Below are 12,490 nucleotides of genomic sequence, written 5' to 3'. Positions count from 1 at the left end.
TTTAATTTCCTTTATCCCAGGGAAGCTGGACTAAAAATTGCGTAAATACGCCGGGTTCAGACTCTGCGCTGACGCTGCCGCCAAGGCTTTCCACCTGCTGCTTAAGCAGAAACAGTCCGACCCCGCGGTTCTCGCCTTTGGTGGAGAACCCTTTATCAAAAATGGTCGCAAGATGCGCAGCATCAATGCCCGGCCCATCATCGCTCACTTCGCAGGTCACCCAGCCGTTTTGATAATGGAGCATCAGGTGGATCTCTCCTTCGGTCTGATCGCGCAGCGCATCAAGCGCATTCTCTACCAGATTGCCGGTGACGGTAATCAGCGCGGCCATCTGCGCTTCGCTGCCGCTGTCTGGCAGATAGCTGGCGTCGCTGATAGTAAGCCGATGCCCGCAGTCTGAGGCGCGATTGATTTTACTTAACAGGATCCCCGCAATCACAGGCGATTTAATCTTGTCCAGCAAAAAGCCGATCTCTGTCTGATAGTTATTGGCGGTTTTCAGGATGTACGCTTCGACCTGAGCATAATTTTTCATATGCAGCAGGCCAAGGATCACATGCAGCTTGTTCATAAACTCGTGCGAGCGTTCTCGCAGGGCGTCGACGTAGTTTACCATGCCGCTTAAGCGCTGCATCAGCTGGCTGATTTCCGTTTTATCCCTGAAAGTACAGACCGCGCCAATAATGCGTTCCGCTGTACGTACCGGAACGGTATTGGTCAGCAGCAGCCGGCCATTAACGTTAATCTCTTCATCACGCCGCGCCCGACCGCTCTGCAACACGCTGCGCAGCTGCGGTTCGACCGCGGCGGTGTCAACGCGCCAGGTTTCATCAGCCGCATAATGCGCCTGTGCCGCATCGCTCAGCAGATGGCAGGCGGCCTGATTGATCAGCGTCACGTCATGCCGATCGTCCATCGCCACCACGCCCTCTTTTACCGAATTAAGGATGGCCTGTCGCTGCTCAAACAGCGTGGAAATCTCATAGGGCTCCAGCCCAAACAGGATGCGTTTCAGCACACGCACCAGGATCAGCGTACCCAGCGCGCCCGCCAGCGCGCCGATCAGGATAGTCCACAGAATGATCCAGCGACTCTGGTTAATCTGATCGGTGACAGCATCCAGCGAAATCCCAATAGCGACTACCCCGATCTGCTGATGCTGTGCGTTGAAAACCGGGGTGAAAACGCGCAGCGCCCGAACCAGTGAGCCCTGATTCACGGAAACATTTTCCTGACCGCGCAGGGCGGGCTGGATATCACTGCCGATGAAATGCTGGCCAACCAGTTCCGGATTACGATGGGAATAGCGTATGCCTGCCATGTTGGTGATAGTAATAAACAGCAGATTGTTGCTGGTCTCCACCGCTTTCGCGACGGGTTGTAAATGGGCATCCGCAGGGGATAACAGCAGCGCTCGCTGAACATCTGGCGAGGTGGCCAGCGTACGGGCCACCGCCATCGCTTTATCTTCCAGCTGGGATCGGGTGGAGGCGCCAATCTGAAAGAAATAGAACATATGTACGGTGAACAGTACCAGCACAATGACGGCGCTCAGCATCAGCGTGACCAGCGTATTAAGTTTCATTGTCCGCCGGCGCATCGGCGTGGCAGGGACTGAAGGCGTCATGGTGGCGCTCACTTAGCGGAAAGGGGACCTATTATGACGGATAATGGCGACAGGGTTACGGAAAATTAACAGGCCATTCTGAATAATGGCCTGATAGAGAACTTACGCGGTTTTTACACGACTGGCGAAGCTTTTACGCAGCTTCTGCAGTTTAGGTGGGATCACTGCCATGCAGTAGCCGTTGCGCTGACCCGCACCTTCCCAGTAGTCCTGATGATAGGCTTCAGCCGGATACCAGGCTTTCAGCGGTTCAACGGTCGTGACCACCGGCACATCATGATCTTCCTGCGCGCGCGCAATGGCTGCGATCGCTTCTGCTTCCTGCTCAGCATTAGCAGGGAAAATCGCTGAGCGGTACTGTGTGCCGATATCATTTCCCTGACGGTTAAGCTGGGTAGGATCATGCGTGGCAAAGCTGATATCCAGCAGATCGCCGTAGCTTACCTGCTGCGGATCAAACCCGATACGAATAGCTTCAGCATGACCGGTTGCCCCGCTGCATACCTGCTCATAGGTCGGATCAGGCCGCTGGCCACCGGTATAACCACTTTCAACCGATTCAACACCTATTACATCTTTAAAAACGGCTTCAGTACACCAGAAACAGCCGCCCGCAACGATTGCATATTCGGTTGCCATTACATTTACTCCTGTCAGGTCGAAACCTTAAGAGTGCGGGCGAACGGGGCGGAATTCAACCCGATAATCGCAGACCGCACAGCCTGTTCAGCCAGAGCGGATTTATCTGTCCGGAGCGGACTGGCTGAACAGGGCGTTGAGTCGGGCCGTCAGCTGCTCAATACTGTATTTTGTTGCCTGCCGGACAACCTCTTCGCTTTCACCGGAGAAATGCTGACGACAGGCCTGGATACTGCCATCAGGCAGGCCCCAGGCAAACCAGACGGTGCCGGCGGGTGTACCATCCTCGCCGCCATCCGGCCCGGCATAACCGCTAACGGCAATGCTGCTATCGTCGCCTGAAAGCGCTTTAGCGCCTGCAGCCATTTCACGTACGGCGGCTTCACTGACCGCGCTATCACGAGCCAGCGTCTCTTCACTTACGTTCAGTACCCGTTGTTTCGCCTGATTGGTATACGTAATAAAGCCGCTGCTGTAAAACTGGCTGCTGTCGCTGACGGCAGCCAGGGTCGATCCGACCCAGCCTGACGTACAGGATTCTGCGGTGGTGACAGTCAGTTTTCGGTCAAGCAGAATAGCGCCCAGAGTATTTGCCGTTTCGATTAATTCCCGATCCATAAAAGTATCCCGATATATTATTTGAGAGTCAGTTAGTCATGCTTCGCTTAAATAAGCGCTACCTGATTATGCTTATTATAGATGGTGAATATTTTTTATCTGATTAATATAAGCGCAGCAACGCCGGGTATTAATAAATCCTGGTTTGAATGATATGCAGAATTAAACAGCAGGTATAAGGTTTTCTGTCAGCATTACTAGGAAAATCACCAGAAATATAAGCGCAGCGGAGTGAGAGCGGGGCGATGAATATAGCGCCGGCAGAATAGTAAATATCATACTGTAAAAAGCGGCTAAGGAGGGTAGCCAAAGCGAACGAAATTTGCCAGTACTGGTCTATACTGAAATGTGAGAACCTGGCGTAAGCTCACATTCTCAGGAGGTAAAGCATGAAGAATGAGTATCCGGTTATTGGGGAAGCGGCCTGGGCGCTAATGATGCGACGCGCAGATGTCACTCTGGCATCACTCACGGCTGAACTGCAACATATGGCTTGCCGCGAAACAGATGCGGAACGTGATAGTCAGATCCATGAGGCGCAGCAGTGGCTGTTGGATCATCGCTCGACAGAACAGGCCGATCGTCGCTCTGATTCGCCGTTAAAAGAGATGTTACAGCGTTCAGATAGCGTCACTGTTACCGGCTCTGGTAACGACACCCGCCGTCATTAAGCTTCCTGCTCATCGTCACTCTGTAACGGCGATGAGCAATTACCCGTCTGAAATTGCGCGTAAAGTTATCTCAATCCCTCCACGATAGCACTTTTTGCAAAAAAAGCTGCCCCTCCCATTCATTATGCTCTGTACAACTTTTTTGGAAATACTGTACAACAGGTTAGATTTCCACTTTTTATTGTTAATTTTGACATTTACGGGAGTCACTTATGCGCCAGAACGGATATGCTCCGAACTCAGTTGAGGCGATTGCCAACTACTTCAGTAAAGCATCGCTGCCTTCTCAGCAGGAAACGCTGGGACAGGTTGTTGTGGAGATCCTGCGTGAAGGCCGCAACCTGAATCGCAAATCAATCTGTACTAAGCTACTGCGTCGCCTTGAGCTGGCAACAGAAGCAGAAGAAGAGCAGCATTATCATCAGCTTATCGGATTGCTTTTTGAGCGGGAAAGTTAATACCAGATTTACGTTCAGGTTATATTCAGTCTAAGCAAACAGGAAGAGTGCACGATCTCATGTATAACCTGTGACGAGCTGTATCGCGCCACGCATTGCGTGGCGCTGTTTTACTGTCGCGCTTCCTCTGGAAGCGGCGGCAAACAGAGATTCACTATGAAGATGAGCAAACACCAGAAGAGTATAGACGAAATCATCGGTGAAGCTGCCCTGACGCTGCTTCAGCGCGCCGGGCCTGTCAATACGCATGCACTGATGGCAGAGCTACAGAATATGCAGATGCAGGCTACCGATGAAGAATATCGCACAGCAATCAGCATGGCCCTGAAAGAGGTCCGCTCCAGCATTTCTCTTGGTCAGCAACAACGAAATGAACCGGAAAAGGATAATGTCCACCCCCTGTTCGGTAACGAACGATCATCGGGCAACAGCCGTAAACATTGATGCAGCCAGGTATTGCATACGACGGCCTTATCAACAACAGCTTGAGACGCAAAATGGCAGATTTTCAAAACCTATACAATGTGCTGCCTGACAATGAACTGGCTGCGCATTTTCGCGATGCTGGCCACACATTAAACGATGAGTCCCGGGTGCTGGATGGGGTGATACGTAGCATCCTTGCTACCGAGGGACGGGTAACCAATAAGTCGATTATCCTTTACCTTATCATGGCGCTGGAGTCGACCAGTGACAGCGCTGAGGCTGACATTTTACGTCGTACACTGGAAATAGTGGTTGGCTACACGCCAGACGACGCATGACCACACCTTCTGCTCTTCCACTGTGAAGAGCTTTTATTCTTGTGCTTCCGCTCCGCTTCTGCCGGTAAGAAACAGCCCTTATTTCTGTACATGAGTTGCAGGCATGTACAGCTAACCAGGGAAATTCTACGTTATTAAAAGATTTCAGGATAAAGTTGTACATGCTGCTATTTGCGCTGAAGAGTCTGAATCGTGGTTTAACGGCTTATGCTCATGCCAGGGACATTTACCGTTACCTGACGAGCCGGGCGCGCATTAAGACGTTTGCTTCGGCCGGACTTAATCTTTTGTAGCCAGCTTTGCAGCTGTTTTATCTCTTCCTGCGCAGCAGATTCATTGCTGACATTACAGATAAAGAGCTGGCTCAGCGTCTGGTGCTCTGCTGCAGTAGCATAGATTTCATATCTGCCATCGCGCTGCTGTAATTCTACGCTGGTAAAGTGCAAATGCTCCCATTGCTGTAAACGTGTTTTAAAACGAGCGAAATCCATAAAAGTTCCTTAACTTCTTATAGTGATTATTGGTACTAACCTGACTAAAGGAACATAGACCAGAATCAGAAAAACGCCAGAATAAAAAACAAAAATTATAACTTTCTGAGTTTGCTGCATTAATTCTCGGGCTTTTGCCGTCTGGCTTATTTATACAGGAGCTGAAGCTGGTGCCCGTCATTAAAAAAATTTCCCTTATGATGAAAAAACCGCCCGAAGGCGGTCAGAAGAAGGGGAGCTTATTCAGGTTGCTTATCACCCGATTCTGGCGCACTGCCAGTATCATCGTCAGGTAAATCAGGCTCATCTTTGTCAGGCTGATGACCTGCGCGAGCATGCTGTACAGGTTTAAGATGCATTGATCTCTCCTTGGGATTTACGTCTGTGGCTTTTCACTGCCCAGTTCAGCACCTGTTTCCGGATTAATATCAGGATTCGAGGCGGTTCTGACAGCCATGGCTTTCAGCGCTGCCGCTTCATCTTCGGCAAGAACCACTGATGCATGGCCATCACCTCCATCAACGGCTGGCTGAGGATCGGCGACGTAGTTGAAGTTCTCATCGGAATTCCAGCTACCACGCACATCATCCCCGTCGGACATACTGAAATAAGTATGCGCATACTCTTCGATCGGCGGCAGTTTACCCGGCGGGAAGTTATTGCGGATAGAGTAGAGCGCTTTTTCAAAGGAGAGCTGATGAGCGGCTTCACGCGTCATCAGAAAGCCCAGCGCATCTTTTACACCCACGTCGTCAGTAACGTTGATCAGGCGTTCATAAATAATTTTGGCGCGGGACTCCGCGGCAATATTAGAACGCAAATCAGCCGTCACCTCTCCGATAGTATCAATATAGGCAGCCGTCCAGGGTACGCCACCTGAATTAGTCAGCGCCGGGCCACCGCCGTAGAGAATAGAGGTAAGATGACTGTCATTACCAGCACCGGTAATAGAGCGATACAGATCGCCCTCTGCTTCCGTGCCTTCAGCCAGTTTACCTTTCGCCCCTTTGTTGAGCATTCCTACCAGCGAACCGATGATTTCAAGGTGACTCAGTTCTTCGGTCGCAATGTCCATCAGCATGTCACGACGTCCGAGATCGTCATCACCTAATCCCTGCGTAAAATAGCGCATGGCCGCTGCCAGTTCGCCCTGCGGGCCTCCAAACTGTTCAAGCAGCAGATTAGCCAGTCCGGGATTAGGTTCGCTTACCCTGACGGTGTACTGCAATTTTTTAACGTGTCGAAACATAGCTCACCTCAGTGTTGACAGTCAGACCGATGGGCTGGCCCTTTTAATCATGTGTTATTGCTTGTTCTGCAATGCTTGTGAGTTTTTCATCGGTAGATTTTTCTTCAGCCAGCGTGTCTGCCAGTAAACTGGCGGCCTGGTCAAGACCAAGTTTTTTGGCCATAGCAACCAGCGTGCCGTAGGTAGCAATTTCGTAGTGTTCAACTTTTTGCGCCGCACCTATCAGGCCTGCATCGCGCACCGGGCCGGCTTCAGTCGCATCGATAAGTTCCTGCGCTTCTTCCACCAGACCTTCCATTGCATGGCACTTCATGCGTTTGATACGTAATTCGTCGTGGGCTTCCACTACCTGATCCAGACGCTCAATTTGCCCCTGGGTCTCCTCCAGATGTTGTTTAAAAGCTGCTTTTAAACTTTCATCAGATGCGGCACGCGCCATTTTGGGCAGCGCACGGGTTATCTGTTTTTCTGCACTATAAACATCTGAGAGGTCGTGAATAAAAAGGTCGAGCAGAGATTCAACTTTCATAAGCGTTCTCCGTGCAATAATAAACAGCAAAGCAGGCGTCATACGACGTATGCAGTTTATTCATTAAGATGAGGTTTTTAAGGCAGCAGAGCTTATTGTGCTCTGGTGCGGAACAGGAATCATATGCGCAATCCCTGTGCAGCAGGATTCATCCGTAAAACCTGTTGTCAGGCGCCATAATTGCCATTCTGAGTCCTTTTTTGCCAGCGTCAGAGACTTTTCGCGATCATTCTTCAGGCCTGTGCCGCTATTCTTTCCGCCTTTTTTACCCGCTTCAGATATTCGCTGTGTTTCCTCCGCGAAATTACCTGCACCGCCTTGATGCTGAGTCAACATATATTGTCTCATCATAAGATGATAATGACCTGATCTAACTAACCAGTTATAAGCGAGCTGCGTATTTAATAGTAATCGTGTTTCTATGTTCTGCAAGCGGGGCGGTTTAAATACTTGCTTATAAGATTTATCTGTAGAGTTTGATTTTGCAATATTTTTATATTTAAGCGCAGCGACAATTACCGCATCGCTTAAATATACGTATGCGCTTCGGTTATTAATTAATTTATTGAAGCGTCAGCGTAATATCTTTGGCGCGCTGATTCGCGGCATGCTGCTTTCTCAGTTAAGGTTAGTTATTACCCTAAAAATGAGGAGACGAGCTGATGACCGACGCTGCCGCAACGGCTGAACTGGAACTGCTTGATCGCTACTGGCGCGCCGCTAACTATCTGTCAGTGGGCCAAATCTACCTGATGGCGAACCCGCTGCTGCGTGAAACGTTGCTGCCTGAGCATATCAAGCCACGACTGCTGGGACACTGGGGCACCACCCCCGGACTCAATTTTATCTATGCCCACCTTAACCGCATTATTCGCCAGCGCAATGCTGACCTGCTGTATGTCTGCGGACCCGGTCATGGCGGCCCCGGCATGGTGGCTAACAGCTGGCTGGAAGGGACCTATAGTGAAATTTACCCGCAGGTCAGTGAAGATGAGCAGGGTATGCAGCGTCTGTTCAAACAGTTCTCTTTTCCCGGCGGGATACCGAGCCATGCGGCGCCTGAAACGCCTGGCTCAATTAACGAAGGGGGAGAGCTGGGCTATTCGCTTTCTCACGCTTTTGGTGCCGTATTTGATCACCCGAACCTGATTGTGCCCTGCGTTATTGGTGACGGTGAAGCAGAGACTGGCCCCCTGGCTGCCAGCTGGCACGGTATCCATTTCCTTAATCCGCAGCGTGATGGGGCTGTGCTGCCTGTTCTTCACCTCAATGGCTATAAGATCGCTAACCCAACGCTGCTGGGACGCACCAGCGACGAGGACTTACAGCAGCTTTTCAGCGGGTATGGTTATGAACCGCTTTTTGTCTGTGGTGACGATCCACAGCTAATGCATCAGCAGATGGCCGCTACGCTGGATCGCGCGTTTGACACTATTGCCTCTATCCAGCAGCAGGCACGCACGACAGCCGGCAGTGAGACGATACCGCGCTGGCCCATGATCGTGCTGCGCACGCCGAAGGGCTGGACAGGACCGAAAGAAGTAGATGGCAAAAAAGTAGAGGGTTTCTGGCGCGCGCATCAGGTGCCGGTCGCCGGGTGCCGTGAGAATGAAGCGCACCGGGAGATCCTCGAAACATGGCTGCGCAGTTATCAGCCTGAAACGCTTTTTGACGCCGGAGGGCGCTTAAACGCTGAGCTGCGGGCGCTGGCTCCGGCAGGTGACAAACGTATGAGTGCCACGCCTTACGCTAATGGCGGCCGGCTGCGGCGACCGCTTGTCACACCTGATATCCGGCAATTTGCGACTGGTCTCAGCGCACCAGGCGCGCAGCAGGGAGAAGCGACCCACCAGTTTGGCCTCTATCTGCGCGAAATTTTTCGTCTCAACAGGGATAATTTTCGTCTGTTTGGCCCGGATGAGACCGCTTCAAACCGGTTATCGCCGGTGTTTGACGCGACCAGCCGCAGCTGGATGGCACCGCTGGAGCCGTGGGATGAACAGCTGGGACGCGACGGGCGCGTGATGGAAATTCTGAGCGAGCATCAGTGTCAGGGCTGGCTGGAAGGCTATCTGCTTACCGGACGTCATGGCCTGTTTAACTGCTATGAAGCGTTTATTCATATTGTCGACTCTATGTTCAACCAGCATGCTAAATGGCTGAAAGTGTCGCGTAAACTGCCGTGGCGGCAGCCCGTCTCATCCCTGAACTATCTGCTTTCCTCTCACGTCTGGCGTCAGGATCACAATGGCTACAGTCATCAGGACCCGGGTTTTCTGGATCATGTAGTGAATAAAAAAGCGGACATCGTGCGCGTCTATCTGCCGCCGGATGCGAACTGTCTGCTCTGGACGGGCGATCACTGCCTGCGTACCTGGGATCGCATTAATGTCATTGTAGCGGGCAAGCAGCCCTCTCCGCAGTGGCTCGATATCGATAGTGCGATTGCGCACTGTGAGGCGGGAATGGGCATCTGGCAATGGGCCAGCTGCACGGGAGAACCTGACGTGGTCATGGCGTGCGCGGGCGATGTGCCTACAATGGAAACGCTGGCGGCAGTTGATCTGCTGCGGGAATTACTGCCGTCGCTGCGCGTACGCGTAGTGAATGTCGTTGACCTGATGGCGCTGCAGACCTGTGAACAGCATCCGCATGGCAAGAGTGAGGCGGAGTTTGATCGTCTGTTTACAACCAGCAAACCGGTGATCTTTGCGTTCCACGGCTATCCGGGGCTGATCCATCGTCTGACTTATCAGCGCAACAATCATCGTAATTTCCATGTACACGGTTTTAACGAAGAGGGCACGACCACCACGCCTTTTGATATGACCGTACTGAACAAGCTCGATCGCTATCATCTGGCGCAGGCTGCGCTGCTGCACGTTTCTGAAGAAGCCGATCGGTATTCAGATTTGCTGGAGGATTTGCAGGCGCGTATTGCTGCGCATCACGCCTGGGTGCGGGAGTATGGTGAAGATGTGCCTGAGGTACGCAACTGGCACTGGCGGGCCGCTGCGTCCTCAGCGTCATCTCTCAGGAATGATTAAGCGGCATCCGGCGGCGCTGATAGCGTTTTTTGCCCAGAGCCAGCGCAGAGGCGCTGGCCGGGTCGAACAGCGACAGGCTCTCAATCTGATCAACCATCAGCACCTTACGAAAATCGAGGGCGCTTTTGGGTGAAGAGAGAAAGCTTATTTCATGCTCGTGATACCAGCGGCTGTAGTTGTGCTCGATAGCCAGATTCAGGGTGCGCGCATCGCGATAGCCGCTCAGCATCGGGATCATCACGATATTCGCTGTACCAGGAAATTCAAAGGTAGCGGCGTGGATCATACCAATGTAAATCCGGCGGGATTTCAGCGTTACCCAGGCCAGTTCACCTTCTTCCATACAGTGCAGCAGCATCTGTTCAATGCCGTTAGAACGGGACAGGCGCTGATACAACTCTTTACGGCTGCCAGGCGTCAGGCGGGCGCTGCCAGCCCAGTTGGAGCGGTAAACGCAAAACAGCACCGCAAAGGTGAGCATGATGACTACCGGGGCCTGGATGCCCAGAAAGCTCCAGGTCATAAAATCGACATGCCAGTTAGCGTGGTGATCGGCACTCAGGCCAAAGGTGTTATTTGCAAATGAAGCGGCAAGCAGCAATAGCCAGACAATCGCCGTAGCCAGTACGCCCTGGACAACGAAAATGCAGCCGTAAAGCGCGATAAGAAAATAGACATCCCAGCCAAATGAACGTTTTATCTTTAGCCGGCTGGACATATCGCGGCTGGTATACCAGTACCCGCATACCATTAACACCATGAAAATAGCCGTGCCCATTTAAATTTCCTTCAGAGTTGAAACGTGCTCAGCAAAATCTTTATGCACTTCGGGGCTAAGCGGATTGACCGAGGCATTGCCATCTTCATCTATGATAATTCTGTCTCCTTCCTCCATGGATTCAGTAACATCCTGTTGTGTCATGACCTGCAATAAGGATTCAGGACTGCTGAACAGCGAGCATATAAAACGTTTCATGACGGGTGTAAATCCTTTCAGTATTAAACAGTAAGTCTGGAGCAAAATAAGGGAAGTAAAACGACTTTAAGAGTTGTCTGCGGCGGGAGAAACAGCAAGCGTAACGGCAGATTAAACAGGAGGAAATAAAGCAGAGAGGGGAAAATAGTGCAGCACATCCCTGTGCTGTCCGGCTAATCAGGAACCTTTACGGCTGCTCTGGCCACCTTTTTTGCCTGCTTCAGATGCTTTTTTAGGGTCATCTTTAAAGCTGCCGCCGCTTCCGCTGCCGCTTTTCTGTCCACCTTTTTTACCTGCGTCAGATGCTTTCTGCTTATCGTCTGCGAAGTTACCTGAACCGCCTCTGTGCTGAGTCATGATATAGCCTCTTGAAGAGTGTTTAATAACATGATGAATCAATGCAGTCATGTGCGTGGTACGTTTTAAAGCGTAATGGTGAATGCTGTCTGTGCAAGCGAAGCGGCTAATATAATTAAGTTATTGTTTTATATATATTTTTGTGTTTTGTTTTACTATGCGTAAAATATAACGGATAACAACAAGAGTAAAAATCTTCGCTAAATTAGCACCATAGCGAGTTAAACAGGATACCGGCGAAGAGAATATTTGCCCCGGTTATCCCGAATAATTGGCAAAATTAATCAGATATGTGAGCAGGAGAGACTTTTCGCCCTGGGCAGGATGCGCAGGGCAGGCAGGGCTGGTTAAATTAACATTCCCAGAATCTGCAACATACTCTGCTGTGAGGCAGTGACAAAAGGAATATCTTTAATGTGCTGCATGCCAAACGCTTCATAAAATTTTCTGGCTCTGACGTTGGCGTCCATCACTTCCAGCCACAGATAACCTTCCTCACGGTGGCGCGCACTGGCAATAATGCTTTCAAACATCTCTCTTCCGACGTGTTTGCCCGTCTCATGAGGGTCGAGATAAAGTTTGCAAAGCTGAGCCCCCCGCATACCGGAATCAGGAACCGGCACGCTCCATTTTACTTTGGCAAAACCAATAGGATGCGCTGACTCGGCAATCAGCCAGCATTCACTGGCGTCTGTCAGGCTATGGATAAGTGCGTCCATGCCGTACTCTTTGCTGATAAAAGCATCCATCTCTTCCGCAGAGACCCACAGGTGTTTGAAATGCGCGCTGTAGGTCATACGCCCCAGCTGATGCAGTAAACCGGCGTCTTCCGGCCGGGCGTGACGAATAGTCAATGCCATTATGCAGATTCTCCATGAAGTCTGCGCCACATAGGGCGCAGCGTGGTAAACGCTCCTGATGGCCGATAATACGCGATTGACGATCGGGATGTGATAGCGATCTGCTGAAACAGTGTAATAAGGGTTTGAGCGCTATAACACGTTATGCAGGAGCAGGAGCAGGGGAAGAGCAACTGGTATGGTTGTTTGCGTACAGCGCTGGCC

General features: G+C 51.2%; 16 protein-coding genes. 5 read left to right on the top strand and 11 right to left on the bottom strand.

From position 1 onward, the window contains the following. Position 1 precedes the first annotated feature (1 nt). From B3041_RS09795 to B3041_RS09785, 3 genes are all read right to left on the bottom strand, one after another. A complete protein-coding gene (locus B3041_RS09795; RefSeq protein WP_065649535.1) occupies positions 2-1,627 on the bottom strand; it encodes a sensor histidine kinase in 1,626 nt (541 codons plus the stop codon). A 102-nt stretch (positions 1,628-1,729) separates the two neighbouring features. Next, the gene (msrA, locus tag B3041_RS09790; protein ID WP_065649534.1) at positions 1,730-2,266 is read right to left on the bottom strand and encodes a peptide-methionine (S)-S-oxide reductase MsrA; all 537 of its coding nucleotides are present in this window, start codon (positions 2,264-2,266) and stop codon (positions 1,730-1,732) included. Positions 2,267-2,368: 102 nt separating this feature from the next. Further along, on the bottom strand, positions 2,369-2,884 hold the full coding sequence (locus tag B3041_RS09785) for a CinA family protein (RefSeq protein WP_065649533.1): 516 nt from the start codon (positions 2,882-2,884) through the stop codon (positions 2,369-2,371). 389 nt (positions 2,885-3,273) lie between these two features. On the opposite strand from B3041_RS09785, the gene B3041_RS09780 reads away from it, so the two are divergent. From B3041_RS09780 to B3041_RS09765, 4 genes are all read left to right on the top strand, one after another. Beyond that, positions 3,274-3,555: a hypothetical protein gene (locus tag B3041_RS09780; protein ID WP_065649532.1), complete on the top strand. Its 282-nt coding sequence runs from the start codon at positions 3,274-3,276 to the stop codon at positions 3,553-3,555. Between the two features lie 212 nt (positions 3,556-3,767). After that, the gene (gene ycgZ / locus B3041_RS09775; RefSeq protein WP_065649531.1) at positions 3,768-4,013 is read left to right on the top strand and encodes a regulatory protein YcgZ; all 246 of its coding nucleotides are present in this window, start codon (positions 3,768-3,770) and stop codon (positions 4,011-4,013) included. A 156-nt stretch (positions 4,014-4,169) separates the two neighbouring features. Beyond that, complete coding sequence (locus B3041_RS09770; protein WP_065649530.1) at positions 4,170-4,457, top strand: hypothetical protein; 288 nt, start codon at positions 4,170-4,172, stop codon at positions 4,455-4,457. Positions 4,458-4,510: 53 nt separating this feature from the next. Further along, the gene (locus B3041_RS09765; protein WP_065650482.1) at positions 4,511-4,777 is read left to right on the top strand and encodes a biofilm development regulator YmgB/AriR family protein; all 267 of its coding nucleotides are present in this window, start codon (positions 4,511-4,513) and stop codon (positions 4,775-4,777) included. A gap of 197 nt (positions 4,778-4,974) precedes the next feature. On the opposite strand, the gene B3041_RS09760 is transcribed toward B3041_RS09765, so the two are convergent. The 4 genes from B3041_RS09760 to B3041_RS16905 all read right to left on the bottom strand — a co-directional run bounded on the left by B3041_RS09760 (position 4,975) and on the right by B3041_RS16905 (position 7,382). Further along, positions 4,975-5,268, bottom strand: coding sequence for a hypothetical protein (locus B3041_RS09760; protein WP_292971955.1), 294 nt, complete (start codon positions 5,266-5,268; stop codon positions 4,975-4,977). Between the two features lie 376 nt (positions 5,269-5,644). After that, positions 5,645-6,517 carry a manganese catalase family protein gene (locus B3041_RS09755; protein WP_065649528.1) on the bottom strand — a complete coding sequence of 291 codons (873 nt, stop codon included), beginning with the start codon at positions 6,515-6,517 and terminating at the stop codon, positions 5,645-5,647. Between the two features lie 43 nt (positions 6,518-6,560). Then, on the bottom strand, positions 6,561-7,046 hold the full coding sequence (locus tag B3041_RS09750; protein ID WP_065649527.1) for a ferritin-like domain-containing protein: 486 nt from the start codon (positions 7,044-7,046) through the stop codon (positions 6,561-6,563). Positions 7,047-7,109: 63 nt separating this feature from the next. Further along, positions 7,110-7,382 carry a general stress protein gene (locus B3041_RS16905; RefSeq protein ID WP_414692374.1) on the bottom strand — a complete coding sequence of 91 codons (273 nt, stop codon included), beginning with the start codon at positions 7,380-7,382 and terminating at the stop codon, positions 7,110-7,112. A 326-nt stretch (positions 7,383-7,708) separates the two neighbouring features. Here B3041_RS16905 and B3041_RS09740 point away from each other — a divergent pair, with 326 nt between their 5' ends. Next, the gene (locus B3041_RS09740) at positions 7,709-10,093 is read left to right on the top strand and encodes a phosphoketolase family protein (protein WP_292971949.1); all 2,385 of its coding nucleotides are present in this window, start codon (positions 7,709-7,711) and stop codon (positions 10,091-10,093) included. Here B3041_RS09740 and B3041_RS09735 read toward each other — a convergent pair. The 4 genes from B3041_RS09735 to B3041_RS09720 all read right to left on the bottom strand — a co-directional run bounded on the left by B3041_RS09735 (position 10,080) and on the right by B3041_RS09720 (position 12,286). Then, the gene (locus B3041_RS09735; protein ID WP_065649525.1) at positions 10,080-10,871 is read right to left on the bottom strand and encodes a hypothetical protein; all 792 of its coding nucleotides are present in this window, start codon (positions 10,869-10,871) and stop codon (positions 10,080-10,082) included. The two genes, B3041_RS09740 and B3041_RS09735, sit on opposite strands and share 14 nt — an antisense overlap. Next, positions 10,872-11,069, bottom strand: a complete 198-nt coding sequence (locus B3041_RS09730) for a hypothetical protein (RefSeq protein WP_065649524.1) — start codon at positions 11,067-11,069, stop codon at positions 10,872-10,874. It lies immediately after the preceding gene. Between the two features lie 177 nt (positions 11,070-11,246). Then, the gene (locus B3041_RS09725) at positions 11,247-11,426 is read right to left on the bottom strand and encodes a KGG domain-containing protein (RefSeq protein WP_039383978.1); all 180 of its coding nucleotides are present in this window, start codon (positions 11,424-11,426) and stop codon (positions 11,247-11,249) included. A gap of 347 nt (positions 11,427-11,773) precedes the next feature. Next, positions 11,774-12,286: a GNAT family N-acetyltransferase gene (locus B3041_RS09720; protein ID WP_292971944.1), complete on the bottom strand. Its 513-nt coding sequence runs from the start codon at positions 12,284-12,286 to the stop codon at positions 11,774-11,776. Positions 12,287-12,490: the final 204 nt, after the last annotated feature.

Source organism: Pantoea sp. UBA4549, from assembly GCF_002387285.1.
GTDB lineage: Bacteria > Pseudomonadota > Gammaproteobacteria > Enterobacterales > Enterobacteriaceae > Pantoea > Pantoea borealis.
Note: the sequence above shows the minus strand (reverse complement) of the source record. Positions and strands in the feature narration are given on the sequence as shown.